The organism is Pseudoalteromonas rubra, from assembly GCF_005886805.2.
GTDB lineage: Bacteria > Pseudomonadota > Gammaproteobacteria > Enterobacterales > Alteromonadaceae > Pseudoalteromonas > Pseudoalteromonas rubra_D.
On record NZ_CP045430.1, the window covers coordinates 763,189 to 781,315 of the forward strand.

At 48.0% G+C, this 18,127-nt stretch carries 19 protein-coding genes; 12 read left to right on the top strand and 7 right to left on the bottom strand.

Features of this window, described 5'->3' with window-relative positions:
- Positions 1–160 precede the first annotated feature (160 nt).
- Positions 161–766: a chemotaxis protein gene (locus CWC22_RS22235; protein ID WP_138538396.1), complete on the top strand. Its 606-nt coding sequence runs from the start codon at positions 161–163 to the stop codon at positions 764–766.
- Entirely contained in the window at positions 763–1,494 is a 732-nt protein-coding gene (locus CWC22_RS22240) for an MBL fold metallo-hydrolase (protein WP_125562644.1), read from the top strand. The genes CWC22_RS22235 and CWC22_RS22240 overlap by 4 nt, the downstream gene beginning before the upstream one ends.
- A 3-nt stretch (positions 1,495–1,497) precedes the next feature.
- On the opposite strand, the gene CWC22_RS22245 is transcribed toward CWC22_RS22240, so the two are convergent.
- On the bottom strand, positions 1,498–1,848 hold the full coding sequence (locus CWC22_RS22245) for a VOC family protein (RefSeq protein ID WP_138538397.1): 351 nt from the start codon (positions 1,846–1,848) through the stop codon (positions 1,498–1,500).
- 180 nt (positions 1,849–2,028) lie between these two features.
- Here CWC22_RS22245 and CWC22_RS22250 point away from each other — a divergent pair, with 180 nt between their 5' ends.
- The 4 genes from CWC22_RS22250 to CWC22_RS22265 all read left to right on the top strand — a co-directional run bounded on the left by CWC22_RS22250 (position 2,029) and on the right by CWC22_RS22265 (position 6,076).
- Entirely contained in the window at positions 2,029–3,813 is a 1,785-nt protein-coding gene (locus CWC22_RS22250; RefSeq protein ID WP_138538398.1) for a glycoside hydrolase family 3 protein, read from the top strand.
- A gap of 65 nt (positions 3,814–3,878) precedes the next feature.
- Complete coding sequence (locus CWC22_RS22255) at positions 3,879–4,676, top strand: D-glutamate cyclase family protein (RefSeq protein WP_138538399.1); 798 nt, start codon at positions 3,879–3,881, stop codon at positions 4,674–4,676.
- Positions 4,677–4,797: 121 nt separating this feature from the next.
- Complete coding sequence (locus CWC22_RS22260; RefSeq protein WP_138538400.1) at positions 4,798–5,529, top strand: 5-oxoprolinase subunit PxpA; 732 nt, start codon at positions 4,798–4,800, stop codon at positions 5,527–5,529.
- A 25-nt stretch (positions 5,530–5,554) separates the two neighbouring features.
- A complete protein-coding gene (locus CWC22_RS22265) occupies positions 5,555–6,076 on the top strand; it encodes a GNAT family N-acetyltransferase (RefSeq protein WP_138538401.1) in 522 nt (173 codons plus the stop codon).
- A gap of 56 nt (positions 6,077–6,132) precedes the next feature.
- On the opposite strand, the gene CWC22_RS22270 is transcribed toward CWC22_RS22265, so the two are convergent.
- The gene (locus tag CWC22_RS22270; RefSeq protein ID WP_138538402.1) at positions 6,133–8,208 is read right to left on the bottom strand and encodes a beta-propeller domain-containing protein; all 2,076 of its coding nucleotides are present in this window, start codon (positions 8,206–8,208) and stop codon (positions 6,133–6,135) included.
- A gap of 152 nt (positions 8,209–8,360) precedes the next feature.
- Here CWC22_RS22270 and CWC22_RS22275 point away from each other — a divergent pair, with 152 nt between their 5' ends.
- Genes CWC22_RS22275 through CWC22_RS22290 form a run of 4 tightly spaced genes read left to right on the top strand, consistent with a single transcriptional unit; the run spans position 8,361 to position 11,687 of the window.
- A complete protein-coding gene (locus CWC22_RS22275) occupies positions 8,361–9,353 on the top strand; it encodes a MipA/OmpV family protein (RefSeq protein ID WP_138538403.1) in 993 nt (330 codons plus the stop codon).
- On the top strand, positions 9,343–9,741 hold the full coding sequence (locus CWC22_RS22280) for a DUF3019 domain-containing protein (RefSeq protein WP_171045070.1): 399 nt from the start codon (positions 9,343–9,345) through the stop codon (positions 9,739–9,741). Before CWC22_RS22275 ends, CWC22_RS22280 begins: the two co-directional genes overlap by 11 nt.
- Positions 9,741–10,430, top strand: coding sequence for a response regulator (locus CWC22_RS22285; RefSeq protein ID WP_125562625.1), 690 nt, complete (start codon positions 9,741–9,743; stop codon positions 10,428–10,430). Before CWC22_RS22280 ends, CWC22_RS22285 begins: the two co-directional genes overlap by 1 nt.
- Positions 10,431–10,436: 6 nt before the next feature.
- A complete protein-coding gene (locus tag CWC22_RS22290; protein ID WP_138538405.1) occupies positions 10,437–11,687 on the top strand; it encodes an ATP-binding protein in 1,251 nt (416 codons plus the stop codon).
- A gap of 12 nt (positions 11,688–11,699) precedes the next feature.
- Here the strand turns inward: CWC22_RS22290 and arfB are convergent, their stop codons facing one another.
- The 5 genes from arfB to CWC22_RS22315 form a co-directional block, all read right to left on the bottom strand.
- Positions 11,700–12,113, bottom strand: a complete 414-nt coding sequence (gene arfB / locus CWC22_RS22295; protein ID WP_049863493.1) for an alternative ribosome rescue aminoacyl-tRNA hydrolase ArfB — start codon at positions 12,111–12,113, stop codon at positions 11,700–11,702.
- A gap of 56 nt (positions 12,114–12,169) precedes the next feature.
- Entirely contained in the window at positions 12,170–13,381 is a 1,212-nt protein-coding gene (locus CWC22_RS22300) for an ABC transporter permease (protein WP_138538406.1), read from the bottom strand.
- Positions 13,382–13,391: 10 nt separating this feature from the next.
- Positions 13,392–14,720, bottom strand: a complete 1,329-nt coding sequence (locus CWC22_RS22305; protein ID WP_228553408.1) for an ABC transporter permease — start codon at positions 14,718–14,720, stop codon at positions 13,392–13,394.
- 87 nt (positions 14,721–14,807) lie between these two features.
- Entirely contained in the window at positions 14,808–16,076 is a 1,269-nt protein-coding gene (locus CWC22_RS22310) for an efflux RND transporter periplasmic adaptor subunit (RefSeq protein ID WP_125562617.1), read from the bottom strand.
- Positions 16,077–16,460: 384 nt separating this feature from the next.
- Positions 16,461–16,763 carry a hypothetical protein gene (locus tag CWC22_RS22315; protein WP_125562615.1) on the bottom strand — a complete coding sequence of 101 codons (303 nt, stop codon included), beginning with the start codon at positions 16,761–16,763 and terminating at the stop codon, positions 16,461–16,463.
- 138 nt (positions 16,764–16,901) lie between these two features.
- Here CWC22_RS22315 and nhaR point away from each other — a divergent pair, with 138 nt between their 5' ends.
- Positions 16,902–17,816 (top strand): transcriptional activator NhaR, encoded by a 915-nt coding sequence (gene nhaR, locus CWC22_RS22320; RefSeq protein ID WP_010380070.1) that lies wholly within the window; start codon positions 16,902–16,904, stop codon positions 17,814–17,816.
- On the top strand, positions 17,813–18,094 hold the full coding sequence (locus tag CWC22_RS22325; protein ID WP_138538407.1) for a SelT/SelW/SelH family protein: 282 nt from the start codon (positions 17,813–17,815) through the stop codon (positions 18,092–18,094). The genes nhaR and CWC22_RS22325 overlap by 4 nt, the downstream gene beginning before the upstream one ends.
- Positions 18,095–18,127 lie beyond the last annotated feature (33 nt).

Here is an 18,127-nt window from a genome sequence, read left to right on the forward strand (position 1 = left end):
CTTTGGTACTGCAACTGAAGTTTTTGAAGCCTTTGTTAATGATAGAGTTTAATGTTTTGACAAAGACAAAAACTAAACGCTCAATTATGCTGATTTCTGGAATTTCGGCGATTTTTATTCTAGTGTCTTGAAAGCAGCCCGTAGACAGTGGAGTTTCGCATTGAGCGACGACAATATAGTAGACAGCTTCATTCGCGTTGCGCGTATCATTGCAAATCTTGACGCGATTTTGGCCGAAGCTAAAAACCTCTCTCTTACCGCCAAGAATGCCCGCGTGGTCGCGCTGAGAGCAGGTGATTCGGCCTCTGGCTTTAAACCCATTACAAACTTCATTGATGAGTTTTCGGAACAAACCATCAAGACCACTACGCATATCTCCACGCTATCTAATCAGCTGTTCAAAATTGCGCTCGAGGCAGTCCGAAGTACCCAGTTCGATATGCATGTTAATAATGCAGCAATGCTCGTCTCCACATCTCAAGTTGTTGCTTTGCAAAATAAAGCAAAACAAGAGCGGCAATACCAGACCAAAAAACTGGAAATCGCTTTACAGGATCTGGAGAGCTTTTTTGAAGAGATCAACAAGCAAATGCGCAGTGCGGAATACATTGCCGTGACCAGCCGGGTTGAGGCATCAAACGCCGGAGAATTTAGCGACAGTCTACAGTCGGTCTCTGATTTTATTGCCAGTGCAGCCAAAACAATTAAGCAGTCAGTCACTGTAAACTTAAACGAAATCCATACTCTAAGAGGCGCCCTGCATTGAAAGCAACACAACTCCATCAGGCTCCGAGCCACTCCTGGTTGATGTTTGGTCGTGACGAAGGCAAACCAGAAAAGATCATTGATACTAACCAGTATCTGGTGAAAGGCACAGGGCAAGCGGTACTGCTTGACCCGGGAGGCACAGAGCTCTTTTCACCCATGTTGGCTGCCATCTTGCAACATATTGAGCTGGAAGAGCTTACCACCTTATTCGCCTCACATCAGGATCCCGACATCATATCCTCGCTGGGACTTTGGGATAAAGCCCTGCCAGATGCCACACTGCATGCGCCCTGGCTGTGGGAAGGGTTTATCCGCCACTTTGGTATGAGCAATATCAAATACCAGGGGATCAAAGACGAAGGCGGCGAAATCCGTCTGAATGACATCAGCCTGAAACTCGTCCCGGCACACTATCTGCATTCATCAGGTAATTTTCATGTGTATGACCCACTGGCAAAAATACTGATGAGTGGTGATGTAGGTGCGGCGCTGGAAAAAACCAACGCTCCAATATTTGTGGACGATTTTGCGGCTCACGTTAAGCATATGGAGTATTTCCATCGTCGCTGGATGCCATCCAATCGCGCTAAAGCAAACTGGATAGCCCGCGTGAGAGAGCTCGACATCGACATTATGGCACCTCAGCATGGTCGCTTGTTCAAAGGCGAAGCGGTCGCTGAATTTCTTGAGTGGTTTGCAAAACTGGACGTGGGCATCGCCAGTTGAGGCTTACTTATCACTCCACACCGCCAATTCATTGCCACTGGGCTCAATAAAATGAAATCGCCTGCCACCGGGGAAGCTAAATATCGCTTTATTGATGGTAGCACCAGCCTGCTCTATGGCTTGCTGTGTTTGTACTAAATCATCACTGTACAATACCAGTAGCGGGGCACCTTGCGCCTGGCTGGCTGAGAGATCGCTTTGGAAAAAGCCCCCCTCCAGCCCAGACTCACTAAACGCAACGTACTGCGGACCGTATGACTGAAATTGCCAACCAAAAACCGATTCGAAAAATGCCTGCGTCGCCGGTAAATCAGAAGCAGCAAACTCTACATAGTTAAGCGTATGGTGTTTCATCGTCCTTCCTTTTTTATTATTGTCTCGGCATTCAATGTGCGTTCACCTGCACCTGATAAAAACCGATAACATATTGAACTGAATCGGCTCCATATTAGCGCTGAGGCGTGATAGAGTGCCAGATAAATTAGCATATTGATGATGAATATCTTGTTTCGCATACTCTTAATAGGTTTGCTCATGACCCTCACAGCCCCAAGCCATAGTGCTCAATCGGCACCTGAATTACGTACCCTGATCGGCCAAAAATTAATGCTCGATTTACGATACTTTTGTCAACAAGGCAAAGGGGCAAAATGTCGGGAGCCAATGACTACCCTGCCACCGGAGCTCAAGCAGATACTGCATGACTATCAGATTGGCGGCGTGATCCTATTTGCCGAAAATGTACGGGAAATTGAACAAATAGTCGCACTGACGCAGCAGATCCACCATGCAACAGAGCAACCTCCCTTTATCGCCATTGATCAGGAAGGTGGTCGGGTTGCCAGAATTAATCGTGCTGAGGCCACCTCCTTCACTGGCAATATGAGCATAGGAGCCAGCTACGCTCTGCATGGTACACGCTATGCGCAGGAGGTTGCGTCAGTCATAGGTAAAGAGCTGTCCGTACTTGGGATCAATGTCAATTTCGCGCCAACCGTTGATGTCAACGCCAATCCGGATAACCCGGTCATTAATGTCAGGTCATTTGGCGAAGATCCACACATGGTGGCAAAACTGGGTGCCGCACAAGTCAAAGCATTCGAGCAACAGGGGGTGATATCTGCCATCAAGCATTTTCCGGGGCATGGTGATACCAATGTCGACAGTCACACCGGCTTACCCCGCGTAAATCATCGCCTGGAACAGATACAGCAGCAAGACATTGCGCCGTTTGCCAGCATCATCAAACACCACGCACCGGGTATGATAATGACGGCGCACATCCAGTACCCAGCGCTGGATAGTACAGTCATACTCAACAAACGTAATGAAAAAATGCTGCGCCCGGCGACGATGTCACGCAAAATTATGCATGACCTATTAAGAGAAGAGTTGGGCTATCAGGGTGTCACCATCACAGATGCACTGGATATGGCCGGGATCAGTGACTTTTTCGAGCCCGAGCAGGCCGTCATAGAGACCTTTGCTGCGGGTGTAGACATTGCCCTGATGCCTTTTGCGATACGCAGCACAGAGGATATCAGCGCATTCAGACAATTTATGGATGCACTTTATCAACAAGCCACAGCGCAACTGAGCATCTCTGAACTAAGGACATCTAACCTGAGAATACAAACGCTCAAAGCCCGCTTTTTAGCGCCAAAGCGTCAGCTGTCCTCGGCTATAGCTCAGTCTGTACTGGGGAATCCACAGCATCGTAAACTGGAGGCTGAGCTGGCACTGGCGGCCATAACACAAGTGAAGAATAACCAGCTGTTACCACTGGCACCCCGAGCAAATCAGCGAATTCATGTGATTATGCCGGACAAACAAAAAGCAACGGCTCTGAAACAAGCCTTGTTAGCTCATGCAACTCATCCGCTCACGGTTACTCTGTCCAGTTTACAAGGATTCGACCCTGCCCGGGCAGAAGCAGATATAAAAAATGCAGACTTCGTCATTGCCGGTCATGCCACGCCCGCGCAAAGCGCAGTAGAAATTGGTGGAATGGAAGACCTGGCTACACTGTCGCAGTTTTCTCTGGCAGCCAAGGCCCAGCCTGACGCATTACAAGGTTTATTACGGTTTGCTCAGTCTCAGCACAAACCAAGCGTGTTCATCAGTTTGCGTGCCCCCTATGAAATCACCCGGTTTGCCCCTTACAGCCAGGCTGTACTGGCAAGTTATGCCTATAATGTTGACGTTGAAACCGCCAGTGAAGTCAGCGGACCGGCGTATACCGCGCTTGCCAAAGTCATCTTAGGTCATGAAAAAGCCAAAGGAACACTCCCCGTTACCATAGACAAACAGGCAGATTAATCGTAGCTGCCTATAATATTGAGTGAGATGTTGTTGAATCAGCCTGTTACCTGATGAGGACATGTATGGACCCAAAGGCATCACTCACTGCACCTAACGCTATTCGCGCTATGATCCGGGTCGGGGACTATTCCGGCCCAACTAACGGCTTTGTTCCCGGCTTCGCCCAGTGTAATGTTCTGATCCTGCCTGAAGCCTATGCGTTTGAATTTATGACTTACTGTCATCACAACGCTGACTGCTGCCCTTTGTTAGCAAGCAGTATTTCACCAGGGTGTTATCATCTCGACCAGTTAGGTCAGGACATTGATATTCGTACCGATATTCCGCGCTATCGGATCCTAAAACACGGCCAGCTTACTGAGGAAGTCTCAGATATCAAACAGCTATGGCGAGACGACCTGGTCACTTTTGCACTAGCCAGTTACCTCGCCTTTGACAATGTGCTCAACTCCTTCGGTATATCCAGTCCACTGGCCAACCCAACGCACTCCTTACCTATGTATATCAGCAATATAGAGAGTAACCAGGTGGGGCCATTTAGTGGCAATAAAGTAGTCTGCATGCGCCCAATGAGTAAACCAGAGTTGATCAAAGCCATTCAGGCGGGTTCAGTCAGCCGGGTACCACATGGCATCCCTCTGCACTTCGGTGAAGCAAGCGACATCGGCATTAACAACCTGAATAAACCAAACTTTGGTGAACCGCTTCCCATAGCCAACGATAAACTTCCCGTCTTCTGGACAACCAGTCTCACAGCTCACCTTGCAATTACCCGGGCAGCCCCTGAGCTGTGTATTATCAATAGCCCACAACATCTGTTGGTTACGGACAAAGCCGATTTAAACCTGGTCCTCAGCTGACACACTCCAGCCTGGTTTTGTAACTATGATCAGAAGACGTGAACTTGATTGGGCGTGAAGCCCTAACCCTGACGCTGCAATCCATGTTAAGGTCTGGAAAAACCCAAAATAAGAGTATTCTATGCTACTAAATTGCGATCTGGGCGAAAGCTACGGTGCCTGGAAAATGGGACTGGACAGCCATGTTATGCCGCACATTGATCTGGCCAATATTGCCTGCGGCTTCCATGCAGGCGACCCGACTGTAATGGCAAACACACTCGCACTGGCCAAAGCACATCATGTCGGTATTGGTGCCCACCCAGGTTATCCCGATCTGCAAGGGTTCGGACGTCGCTCGATGACCCTGAGTAACACCGAACTGCGTAACACACTGCATTACCAAATTGCGGCGCTGGAGGGAATGGCGCGAGTGCAGGGGATGACTTTGAGCTATGTAAAACCTCACGGCGCCTTGTATAACGACATGATGCGCAACGAAGCGACGCTTCTTCAGGTGCTCCAAACGCTCTCCGAGTACCCTGCTAAGCTCAAACTAATGCTGCTGGCAACGGCTGAGCAAGCGCATCATACACGCCTTGCGGAGCAATTTGGCGTAGAGTTACTATTTGAAGCCTTTGCTGACAGACTTTACACAGATCAAGGGCAACTTAGCCCACGAACACAGCCCAATGCAGTCCACGACGAGGCAAACGTACTGGCACAGGTAAAACAACTGCTGGCCCATGGCACAGTAACCACAACAAGTGGTCAGGCTTTGCCACTCAAAGCAGACACCCTCTGTGTGCACGGCGACAACATGGACAGCATTAATCAAATCGTCACTATCAGAAAATTACTCCAAACCCAATAACATCGAACAATAAAAGGATTTCACTATGATTGACACTTCCCGCCTGCTACTGCGGCCATTAACGCCTTCTGACTGGCCATTTTTTTTGCGCCTTCATCAGCTCCCTCAAGTAATGTGCTTTATTCGCGACTTGCCTGGGCAAAATGAAGTCCGCGCGCAATTTGACCGTCGACTCATCAACTGGCGCAAAGAGAGCGGGGAGTGGCTTACATTAGTGATTGAAGAGCGAGAAACCGGCAATCCCGCAGGACTTCATGGCTTCTTATCCAACTGGACACCCTATCAGCAGGCTGAGCTTGGGTTTATGCTTGCCCCTGAGCATCAGGGTAAGGGGTATGCAAAAGAGTCGACCAGCGCCATTATCGATTTTGCCTTTAATCAATGCGGCTATCACAAACTGACAGCAACCGTCACCGAAGGCAATGAGGCATCATTTAACTTACTAACCGGTCTGGGGTTTGAGCATGAAGGTACACTTAAAGACAACTACATTATCGGCGGGCAATGGTGTAACGACCAAAAGCTGGGCTTAATTGCAACACGCTAAATACAACAATGCAGCCGGCCTAAAGTAAACCGGCTGCATCGTTTTTATCGATCACGTTAGAATGGTCCGGTGGTGATTTGTGGTGTTTGCCACAAGCTAGACCAAACAAAATTGCCGTGCACATAGTAAATATGATCGCCATGCAGGACACCCCGATCATCACCTGCCCAGATATACGGAGATACTTCAACGTCGGGTTGCTGCTGCGGCACACTACTGCCCATATACTGTAGCTTAGGCGTTTCGCCTGTATGTACTTCAAATGCGGCCAGTTCGTTACGCTTATACCAGTTTACAGTGTTGTCACTGTCATTCTCTGTAAGCCAGCTTTCGACAGGTAAAGTCATTCTGAATACCTGATCACTGTGTTTTAAGTAACTAAAAGCGTGATAGTCGAATTCAACCGGGCTAAACCCGCCACTAAACACTTTTTCATCAACCAGTGACGGCGCGCTAATGTCGCTCACATCGAACAAGCTTACTTTGGCACCAACTTCGTCATCAACTTCCAAAGGCCCGTCCAAAAACCAGTCCTGAACATTTTGGCCGATGCCGATGAGTAAGTCTTCCGACACCGGATGGAGGTATGCAGAATAGCCAGGTATTTCTAATGCGCCCGTGATTTTAGGGTCATTTTTGTCTGCTAAATCCAGCACATATAAAGGATCAATCTGACGAAAGGTTACGATGTAAGCTTTGTCACCGAAAAAACGCACTGCATAGATGTCTTCTTCAACCAGACCATTTTCAGACACTTTTCCGATGGGCGTGGTGCGCGTTTCATTTGGTAGCTGGCTGATCACAGTCAGGTCGTCACCTGTATTTTCCAGCAGATAGAGCCTGTGCAGTCTGCCATTTTCTTCCGTAAAGCGTGACGTCACCACACGCAAGACCCCTTCATGCTCACTAAATCTCAGGTTACGATTACTACTACCTAAGCGCCCCGCCACTTTGCCCGAAGCAGCATAATTTACAGCATCTTCTGCCAGCTTAAACTGGTGGATCACTGTCTGTATCGAGTCATTAAATGTGACTTCTTCCGACTCATAATAATAGCCGTAGAGATACACATTGTTCTGAGACATATAGATCCCCTCAGTGCGACTGGCGATACAAGTTGTCGTTAGCGAACCCGGATCGCTCAGTGACACACGAGTCACAGATGTAATGCGGTGATAACCATTCAGCTCTGATGCTTCATCTGGCATATAGCAGGTCGCCGGGTCGACCAGAGGTCGCTCCGTACCAGTTTTAAGATCCGTCACTTTAGGCAATAACTCAGCGATATCTGTCTCGGTGATTTTTTGATAATTCGCTAATTCCAGATCCTCGCCATCTTGCGCAAATCCGTCAAAACTCGCAGAAAACTCACTGATCAAATAGAGTGAATCACCAATAACACGAGAATCAATCAATTCGCCGTCGAAGCGGAGCTGGTGCGTGATATTGCCCTGCGAAGGATCTTTGACATCAGCCAACGTGAGAGCAAAATCACGCGAGTATAAATAGGGCATGGATGTGTCCACGACATCTGATGCTACAGCAGGCTCAATGAAAAAACCGAATTTGTCATTACTCAGCACCACGGCTAGACTACCCTCTTGTAGGTATAGTTGCTGCCTTGCGTAATAATCTGTACTGGTCACCAAAGTATTGGATGACCCCAACTCACCACTTTCTTCGCGTTTTAAGATCCGCACAGACTGTTTGTGCTCTCCTTCAGCGGCCTGAAAATCTGCTGTATTTGCAATATACAAATGTGCACCGTCATATTTAACTCTGTCGCTTTCATCAACCGCTTGCTCCTGAACATTAGTGGACGAATACTCAGGTGTTGCAGCATCCGCAACTGGCGAATCGGCCACCTCATCGCTATCCTGGTGTGCTGTCGTACCTTGAACCAGGTAAACACCATTTTTAAGGTAAGTTGAAAAGTCTGACGCATTTGCCTTGCGCAACTTTTTGGCGCTGGCCTCGCCGGTAGACAAATCAGGCACTTTGTCGGGGGGTTGTATACCACCATTACCTGGATCCGGGGTGGAAGTATTGCTGTCACTCCCTCCGCCACATGCGCTGAGCAGCGCTAAAGTAAGCGCAGCAGCACAAAACTTTTGCTGGGTAGAATTTAACATTGGCTGTCTCCTTGGGATTAAGTATGTACATAACCTTACTCGAATGCCAAAGAGTTGCTGTTACTACTGCGGTTTGAAATGTTATTTAATGTAACTCTTTCTGGCAATTAGTAATTTTATTGGTAAAGTACAGATGTTCAGGGTAGGAGTGGGTGAAAAAAGTGAAACGTCTGTCAGGTGTGATTGGCTCAGTGTTGTTTAGTGGTATGGCTTTGGCCAACTGTGATACCCATCCCGAAAACTGCATTGAAGTATCGCAATGGGAGATTTCCGTCGCGCTAGGGGCAGGTGTTGCAACTAACCCTTTAAAAGATAGCGACCATTCCCCTCTGATCGTATTACCCTATGTGCGCTATTACAGCGACCGGTTTTTCCTCGATAACACAGCTATCGGTTACACCTTTTTTGACCATCATGCATTTGATGTTAGCTGGATTGCTGAGCTCAATTCTGAACAAGCTTTCTTTAGCCGCTCCCGACCCGGTACGTTATTGCGCTCAAATACGCTTTCCCCGGACATCAGCGAACGGATTAACCTACCCCAAACTGATATCAATTCCGGTGACAATGGTGCCGGTGCAGACGGAGGGGACAACGTTAATCCGCCCAATGAGGTCAGTGTCCAAGTCCCTCTCACCGACGTTGAGCAAAATCCAGAACAGCCTCAACAACCTTCTTTAACCTTTGATGATCTGGCAAAAAGAAAATGGGCGATCGACAGTGGTATATTGGCGCACTGGTACATCTCTGAACAACAAAAGCTAACAGTAAAATTACTGCACGATGTAAGGGGAATTTATAACGGGTTTCACGGCTCAGTGGGGTATAGTTACAAATTGCCATTTGGTGACCCCAAATATGCTCAACTCCAGTTTAAGGTGGGCGTCGACTACAAGGACGCAAAATTAGGTAGTTATTACTACGGCATTACTGAGAGAGATACCGAACTTACTCACTTTCGTTACCAGGTCGAGAGCACTTTCAATCCTTATATTGGCATAGCATATAACCACAAACTGAGCGACAGCTGGCAATTTAAATTCACCGCAAAACATCAATGGCTTGGCTCAAGTATCGCAAACAGTCCTATCGTCGATGAAGATTATACAACCTCTGTCTTCATTGGAGGCTTGTATGCATTTTAACTGTGCCCTGTACAGCTTGTCAGTTGGGGCATTTATGTGGTGCACGTTTTCAGTGCAAGCCACCTCAGAGCCCCCCCCGCTGTTCGAGATAAAACCGCTGGTCTGTATGGTAAAAACGCAAGGACAAACCTGTCAGATGACCATTCGGGTTAATTGGCATCACGCCGTACCGGAAAACCTATGCCTGTATCAGGCGAATGCGCGCTTACACTGCTGGGAGAGCAGCAACAAAGGAACAGCCAAGCTAGCTGTCAAACTGGCACAAAACATGGAGTTTAGTTTGAGGGATACAAATCAAAATACGCTCGCCAAAAAGACTGTCAAAGTCAATGCTGTTGTCAGCACTAAGTATCGCAGGAAACTTAAAACAGATTGGAGTTTATTCTAATGACCAAAGTCATACTGGTAGAAGATGATGAGAGACTGGCTCAGCTCACCGGACAGTTTTTACAAAGTAACAATTATGATGTAACCCTGGTACACGATGGGGCACTCGCACCAGAGAAAATCATCAGTGAGCAACCTGATGTAGTGATTCTGGATATTATGCTACCCAATCTTGATGGCTTCGAAATATGCCGCCGGATCAGACCAGACTACCCAGGGCCTGTGCTATTTCTGACCGCTAAAGACAGTGATTTTGACCATGTCAGAGGCCTTGAAATTGGTGCCGATGACTATGTAATCAAGCCAGTTGAACCATACGTTTTGCTCGCCAGACTCAACGCACTCCTGCGCCGTCAGGGTAAACAAAATGACAGTAAGGATCAATTAACACTCGGCCAGCTGCGCATCGATAAAGCCGCACGTAAAACCTATCTGAGTGAACAGGAAATTGACCTGACAAGTTATGAATTTGATCTGCTGTGGGAACTGGCCCGAAACGCTGGTGATACCCTAAGCCGGGAGCACATATATAACCAGGTTGTGGGCAGACCTTATGACGGACTGGACCGTAGCGTCGATGTCAGGATTTCCCGACTGCGCAAAAAACTCAATGACAACCTGGAACAACCCTACCGGTTAATCACAGTTTGGGGGAAAGGATATTTGTGCTCTAAATCAGCCTGGGACTAATACGCGATGCTGCGTTTACTTGTCAGCCTCTATATTGTGGTATTTGCGAGTATCATTGCGATTAACCTAGGCAGTGAGACGATATGGCGAAACTGGGTGGAGCAAGCACCTGATGATTTGCGTCACGCGACTCAGGTTGCTAAGAACTACCAGCAGGCACTCACTTACCTGCAGAAACATGAGCTAGACTCCTACCTCAGAGCACAACCGCAGCTGAGCGTATTTTCATATGAAGATGTCGCTTGGTTACCCGAACAATTGACGGCGCTTAAGCAAGGCGAAATCATTACCTCCTTTGATGATGAAGGTAACGCCCTGCTACTTTTCGTTGTTAACGACAGTACCTCTGTCGTTCAGCTCGGTCCATTTGCTCCTGCAAAATCAGCTAAAGTGAAGCAATACACCATCAAATTGCTCTCTTATTCCGTGCTGGCACTGTTGCTAGTCATATGGTTAAGACCGCTGTGGATTGACCTGGTACAACTCAAGCGTACATCCGAGAAACTCGCATCAGGCTCACTCGACCTGACACCAACCAGATCGCGATTTTCAGCCATCTACACCTTGACTCAGCAAATTGAAAGAATGGCGTTGAAAACGGCCAGCCTGATGAGCAACCAAAAACAACTGGTCAATGCCGTGTCCCATGAACTAAGAACCCCACTGGCACGTTTAAAGTTTGCCCTGGCCATGTTGGCACCAAAAGCACCGGAGCAGGTTTCAGCAATGGAAGAAGACGTCACCGAAATGGAAGTACTGATTGACGAGATGCTCAGCTACGCACGACTGGAGTTTGCCAATCAGCAACTGCACATGCAGCAATGTGATCTGGCACCGCTGATACTGGATCAGCTTGAAAAACTTGCCCGAACAACTAGCAAAAACCTGGTGACAGACATTATCAGTGATGTCCCGGTTGAATGCGATCCACATCAGTTAACCCGGGTCATACAAAACCTGTTACAGAACGCTGATAAATATGGTCAAAGCACCATTCGGGTCACCTTGAGAAGACAGCACAATATGGCTGTTTTTATGGTTGAGGATGATGGCCCCGGCATTCCTGAATCAAAGCGTGAACAGGTCTTCCAGCCGTTCTCCAGACTCGACAAGAGTCGTAACAAAGATACAGGCGGATTTGGTTTAGGCCTTGCCATTGTCAGCAAAATATTGTCATGGCACCACACCGACTGCCAGATTGATGATTCTGAGTTGGGTGGCGCCCGCTTTACGCTCAGGCTGCCACTTGTAGCCTAGCAAACAGGCTAATTAGAATTTAACGGAGCCACGCATCGCTTTGGTTTGCGCCCGCTTATTTTTGCTATCAAGTCGCTTTCGCTGCGAGCTTCGGGTAGGTTTGGTTGCCCGGCGCTTTTTTTCTACTTTCGTTGCACTGAGGATCAGCGCCTTCAACCTGGCCAATGCATCCTCACGGTTCTGCTCCTGGGTACGAAAACTCTGCGCTTTAATAACGATCACACCTTCTTTACTGATACGGCTATCCTGCAAAGCCAGCAATCGCTCTTTGTAAAACGGAGGTAGGGTTGAACGCTGAATATCAAACCGCAGATGAATGGCAGAAGATACCTTGTTGACATTTTGGCCACCCGCACCTTGCGCTCTGATCGCTGATAATTCAATTTCCCAGGCTGCCAACTCGACATGATTTGATAACTTTAACATAGTGACTACGACTCGTTACTCTGGGGGCTATCATAACAAGTCGCATATACGTTCGTCTATCTGGACGCACCAAGACGACTTGCAATCGCAGGGGACACTCTAGCTGCCCGACAAGCAGGAGCCAGGGTTGCTGCCTGACCCAGTAACATCATGCATACCCCGCCCAGGGCAAAAAATTCAGCGGGCACCGTCGCCAATTCAAACCAGTTACTAAACTGCATATTCAGTATTATCGCCGCAACACATCCAAGTGCTACGCCAAACAAAGTAAGCAGTGCATTTTCTAACATAAAATAGCCCACAATCTGCCCTTGTTGCGCGCCAAGTGCACGGCGAATGCCAATTTGTCGAACACGTCGGGTGACAGCAAAACGTGCCTGACCAAATATGCCAAGGGCAGTAACCAGGGACAAACAACCTACGACCCAAAGCAAGGTCATACTCGCCGCATACTCAGCCTGATAACTTTGCTGTTTAACTTCAGTAAAAGTCATCAACTCTTCAATCTTCCGGCCATGTCGGCGCATTAAATAATCCGCCGTATTCGCCATCGCCTGAGCCTGTTGGCCCGGTGCGCTGCGCACCAGGTAATAAACGTATTCACTGGTTTCTATCACAGGGGCCAACACGCTGTGCTCTACGACCACCCAAAAGCTCCAGGCGGCCTGCAAACTTTTCACCACACCACGCACCTGCTGAGGCCGTTTATCAATATAAATCGTCTTCCCTACTGCCTGGCGCCAGTCATCCGGATACAATGACTGTGCGAGCGTCTGTGTAATGATGATCTCCGTCGCGACGCGAAACCCGTCCGTATCTGCATAGAGCGGGGGTTGTGTAAAGCCCTCTCCGGCAACCAGGGTCAGATCCATCGTCTCTAGCAGGGCATTATCACCCCCATAGTATCCACTGAACGTATCGTAGTCTCCGTCGGCCTGAGTGGCGACTTCCAAAAAGCGCCCCCATCCCGATAGCGGAACCCCTGAAGTGACAGACGCATTCATAACGCCAGATAACTCTTTCAAAGCCAGCAAGTCTTGCTCAATATCCGCGGCTCTGGCAGCGGCATCGCCCGGTAAGTTGGTGAGAACAAAAAAGGTATTTTGCTCATCCAATCCACTTGGCCGGGATAATAAGCTTTGCTTTTGCAGTGCCAGATAAGCGGCATTCACCAGGATCATAAAGGTGACGGCAATTTGCAATACAAACAGCATCGGTGCGGTCCGACTGTGATTCAGCGTTTTGAGAATAGGTAGCAAGTCTCTCATAAGTTGTCCCTCACACACTGTTTAACTGGCTGGCAGGCTCTATCCGACTGGCTCTAAAGACAGGAAAAAGACCAAAAAACACACTGGCTGATATCGCCACCAACGGCGTCAACACCAGAATATACAAGTCCATTTGCATCAAATCGCTGCTCAAGTGCTGATATGCACGACTGCAAATTATGAGACCCAATTGGGCCAGCACCAAGCCCAGAGCACCGCCAAATATCCCCATCAACACAGTTTCAACACTGAACTGAATAAAAACCTGTTGCCTGCTCGCCCCCACTGCACGGCGTAACCCAATCTCACCAGCCTTGCCATGAAACTTTGCCATCATAAGGTTGGTGCTGTTCAATAAACACAGCAATAGAAAACACAATGACAACCCGAGCGCCACCCGGTTATCGTCAGAAATAGCTTCGCGATCGGCCAAGTATTCAGTTGGTGTGCTCAGCTTATTGACAATTTTGCGCTGAAAACGTCCCAGCACACGCTGCTCCTGAACGTAGGAATAGAGGAACTCTTCATAAGCACGACGTTGATTGGCATCTTGTAGTTCCACCCAAAAGTAAACCCAGACACATTCAGATGCCAACAGCGCTTCGAACGAGCTGTCTTGTGGGTCACGCCAGCATTCAAAAGGCTGTAAGTTTGCAGACCAAAGGGCATTACGCACCTGGGTTTCAAATGGAATGAACACATCTCTAGGCTTGCGAAAAGCATGCATAGCTTCGCCATAAAAGCGCGGCAAGATTGGCCAGGTGTCCAACACACCGATTACGCGATACTCCAGTGCGCCCAGCGTAATAGACTGACCAACCGAGTTCTGACCATTAAACAGCCGTTGATTAACATCAGCACTGATAACAGCCACTTGTTCCCCTCGTCTATCGGCCTCAGCAGACCAGGCAGTACCAAACTTCATGGGGGCGTTAAAGGCACTGAAGAAGTCCCGACTGGTAGAACGCACCAATGCTGTTTTCGCGTTAGAGTCTGGTTGCCCGGACAGCTTCAACTGATCCCGGTAGCCACTAATGGGAATGTGCGACTGGGCACGGTTCGCTCGCCATAAGTTTTGTACGTCCTGAAAAGTAAGATAAGGCGGTACCCGCTCTTCTTCACCCTGACTATAATAGGCTTTTTCCGGGCCCCAGCTGTTGAGCTGCACCAAAAACAAGGTATCTGCCTTGCCTGGCACGGGCTCTTGGTTCATCATGTAATTGATGGTGTAGGTGGTCATCGTCGCAGCAATACCGACCGCAATGGTGACCACAATTAAGGAACTTAATAGTGGAGTCTGTTTGAAGCTTATCCAGGCCAGTTTGAAATAATATCTCATCAGCATGCTTCCTCCACCTTGTTAAACCCGAGAATAGCGCCGGGTTAGCACGATCATCGTTGTGATCACGCCTTCGCATTGATTAAATTACTGAACTACTCGCACACGCTCTGCACTATTAAACATGCGGGTATCAGAAATGATGACCGTATCACCCACAGCTAGCCCTGACAGTATCTCTACCTGTCCGAGACTTTTCGATCCCAAACTTATGGACTTTTTCACCGCACTACCTTCGTCCAGTACATAGGCGTATTTGCCGCTGTATGCATCGACAAACTGACCTCTGGGCAAATACGTTACGCCAGACTTTTCTTCCAGCACAATACGACTGGTTAAACGTTGATTTTGTCTCAGGCCGGTGATCTCTGATTCCTTAAAGCGGATCTTGCCTTCAACCTGGCCTCGCACTATCTCGGGTGATATTGCAGTGAGCTCGCCTTCATAAGCACGACCATTTAAAGTAATTTGAGCAGGCATTCCCAAAGCCAGATCATCGGCATAATTCTCTGGAATATTGACCTCAACCTCGTAGTGGGACAAATCCACCACACTCAGCAACGGCTGATTTTTCACCACTGTATTTTTCTGATCGACACTCAGGTTACCCACAATGCCGTTAACCGGGGAACGTATTTCCAGTGAGGCCACCCGCCTCTTTAGTTCGTCCACCAAAACCTGTTGAGCTTGCAATTCAATGGCGCGTGTCTGGATCTCAAATTTCTGGCTTTCCTTCAGCAAAGCAACCTCTTTAACCGCCAAGCGATGTTCTCGCTGTGCGTTTTCCAGTTCATCTTTTGCTTTTTGGTAATCTATATCGCTGACTACCTGATTCTTTTTACCTTCTTCATTGCGGCGCATTTCACGCTTTGCCGCATTCAGCGCCACGATTGCTTTACCCAGATAATTCTCCTGAGCAAGATCCTGCTTCTTTGCCTGAATTTTTTCTCGCTCTAGTTGAGTACTGAGACGCGTTAACTCTGCCAGTTCCTGAGCGAGCAAGCTTTTCAGCTCAGGGCTGTCTATCTGCGCCAATGGCTGACTCATTTCTACCGAGTCTCCGGCAGTCACCAAATAAGTGACTGTACCTTCTGCCGGACTGTATAATGTAGGACGTCGTGACGCTATCACACGGCCTTGAACAGAAATATCCCGAACGAATTCACCACGACGTACTTCCGCCACATGAATGTTTTCCATTCTCACGGCGCTCTCTCCACTTGCCCAGGCAAGTATCTGAGGAACAACAAAATATAATGAAATAAATACACCAGCGATAAGCAGGAAATAGAGTTTGTAGTTGTGTTTTTTCTCTAGTTGGCTGTCCTGAGCGCTGGTATCGTCGATATACTGCATGCACTACGTCCTTGAAACTAAAAAGTGTTGATCAATACCAGGCTCTGAAAATAGCAAAACTCCATCTAAATGTCACCAACAATAAACATTTTATTAATACTTTAATCAGTTTGAAAATTAATCTGGGTACATTATTGCTCTTAGTTGGCTAATTTTTGCGCCAAACAACTCTATTTGTAGCGGGAACAGGTAAGCTTGTTAAGTGGATAAACTGAAAAGAGGAGCGGAAAGCGCGGCCTCCATGCCGCCGCAAGTGCTTGGGAATAACTGTAAATACTGCATAATCATATTCTAACCTGGACGCCACCTCCTATTTCGTTCAGTTTGGGTCGAATAAATTTTCTACTTTTTAACTAAAGTTGCTTTAGTCCGCTTGGGGCTAAACTAAGCAACCCGATTAAACTGGCGTGCCAGTAGCAATTCGCTGTCACGCAATGCACGCTTGATAACCTGCATCATGTTCTTACCTTTGGCTCGAACGAAGACACTGGGTAACCCGGGCAATAACACTTCCACTTTACAGATAGTCAAAACGCCATGGCGCTGGCAGGGCTGCTCATCCACATCAATGCGCACTTTGCGAATATGGGCGGCGTAGCGCATAAACTTGTTGGTTGCCAACTTTGCGAGCTGCGACTTGGTCGCCTCCGCAATACGCTTGCCTGTTGCTCTGAAATTTAGTTTCATAATGCTATCAACCTCTTGTACAAAGCCAGCAATTTACTGGAAATTGAACTCATATTGTTGCGTCGATGAGGCTAATCTACTAATGTATTTAAAAAGAAAAAAGCTGATTAATTCTTAGCGAAACCTCGAATATTACGAATGATAACGAACATAAATTACAATCACCTGTACTACTTTTGGCAGGTTAGTCGCCACGGCAGCATTGCCGCGGCCAGCAAAATATTGCATCTGACACCACAAACTATCAGCGCACAGATCACCAGTCTGGAGCAGCGTCTGGGTAAGCAGCTGTTTTTACGAGAAGGCAGGGGATTACGACTGACAGAGTATGGACAACTCACCCAGCAATATGCCGATGACATGTTTGCCATTGCAGAAGAGTGGCTTGAAACCACCAAAGGTGATCTTGCCTCAATCAATCGAACACTGAAGGTCGGTATTTCCGATGCGCTGCCAAAGTCTTTGGTCTCGAAATGGCTGGCTCCCTTGATTGATAACGAGCGTATCTCCAACCTGCACTGCATTGACGGTCAACAAGCTGAGCTGCTGGCACAAATGGCCACGCACAAATTGGATCTGGTGTTGGCGGATAAGCCCTTAGATGGTGACACTCCGTTCAAACTCTTCTGTCACGAAATTGGTAAGAGTCAGATCGGGTTTTATGGCATGAAGCAGGATCAGGCCTTAACCGGCGACAACTTTCCAGCTGCACTGGCCGACACACCAATCATATTGCCAGCCAAGAACAGTCCGGTCACCAGCGCCATTCAGTATTGGCTCAATGAACTCAAAATCGAGATATCTGTTGCCGGTCATGTAGACGACAGTGCTTTGATGAAAGCATTGGGGCAACAAGGATTCGGGGTATTTCCTGCACCTTTGTCTGTGCGCGAAGAAATAGAGCGACACTATGATGTAAATTTCATTGGTGCAATCGAAAACGTCTATCAGAATTACTATGCCTTTACTCCCGACAGACTGATCAAAGACTCAATTTACTCCGAATTTGTGCAACATGCGCGCAGCATAGATGATAATCAGGAACCAACATGAGTAAACCCAGAATAGCAATTCAGTATTGTGTTTTATGCCAGTGGTTGCTACGCAGTGGCTGGCTTGCCCAGGAATTGCTATCAACGTTTGCAGATGAGTTGGCCGAGGTCGCTCTGGTCCCGGCCAGCAAGGGCGTATTTAAAATCTATTATGACGATACCTTGATCTGGTGTCGGGAGCGTGATGGCGGCTTTCCGGAAGCTAAAATTTTGAAGCGTCGGGTGCGGGATCAGCTCGATCCCGGGCGCGATATGGGCCATATCGACAGCGCCGGTTAAAGTCAAAAAGCTAGAGCTTAAAGCGCTCAATAA

Coding starts and splice junctions, on each gene's coding strand:
- CWC22_RS22245 (WP_138538397.1), bottom strand. CDS start 1,848: ATGAAACACCATACGCTTAACTATGTAGAGTTTGCTGCTTCTGATTTA.
- CWC22_RS22250 (WP_138538398.1), top strand. CDS start 2,029: ATGACCCTCACAGCCCCAAGCCATAGTGCTCAATCGGCACCTGAATTA.
- CWC22_RS22255 (WP_138538399.1), top strand. CDS start 3,879: ATGGACCCAAAGGCATCACTCACTGCACCTAACGCTATTCGCGCTATG.
- CWC22_RS22260 (WP_138538400.1), top strand. CDS start 4,798: ATGCTACTAAATTGCGATCTGGGCGAAAGCTACGGTGCCTGGAAAATG.
- CWC22_RS22265 (WP_138538401.1), top strand. CDS start 5,555: ATGATTGACACTTCCCGCCTGCTACTGCGGCCATTAACGCCTTCTGAC.
- CWC22_RS22270 (WP_138538402.1), bottom strand. CDS start 8,208: ATGTTAAATTCTACCCAGCAAAAGTTTTGTGCTGCTGCGCTTACTTTA.
- CWC22_RS22280 (WP_171045070.1), top strand. CDS start 9,343: ATGCATTTTAACTGTGCCCTGTACAGCTTGTCAGTTGGGGCATTTATG.
- CWC22_RS22285 (WP_125562625.1), top strand. CDS start 9,741: ATGACCAAAGTCATACTGGTAGAAGATGATGAGAGACTGGCTCAGCTC.
- CWC22_RS22290 (WP_138538405.1), top strand. CDS start 10,437: ATGCTGCGTTTACTTGTCAGCCTCTATATTGTGGTATTTGCGAGTATC.
- arfB (WP_049863493.1), bottom strand. CDS start 12,113: ATGTTAAAGTTATCAAATCATGTCGAGTTGGCAGCCTGGGAAATTGAA.
- CWC22_RS22300 (WP_138538406.1), bottom strand. CDS start 13,381: ATGAGAGACTTGCTACCTATTCTCAAAACGCTGAATCACAGTCGGACC.
- CWC22_RS22305 (WP_228553408.1), bottom strand. CDS start 14,720: ATGAGATATTATTTCAAACTGGCCTGGATAAGCTTCAAACAGACTCCA.
- CWC22_RS22310 (WP_125562617.1), bottom strand. CDS start 16,076: ATGCAGTATATCGACGATACCAGCGCTCAGGACAGCCAACTAGAGAAA.
- CWC22_RS22315 (WP_125562615.1), bottom strand. CDS start 16,763: ATGAAACTAAATTTCAGAGCAACAGGCAAGCGTATTGCGGAGGCGACC.
- nhaR (WP_010380070.1), top strand. CDS start 16,902: ATGATAACGAACATAAATTACAATCACCTGTACTACTTTTGGCAGGTT.
- CWC22_RS22325 (WP_138538407.1), top strand. CDS start 17,813: ATGAGTAAACCCAGAATAGCAATTCAGTATTGTGTTTTATGCCAGTGG.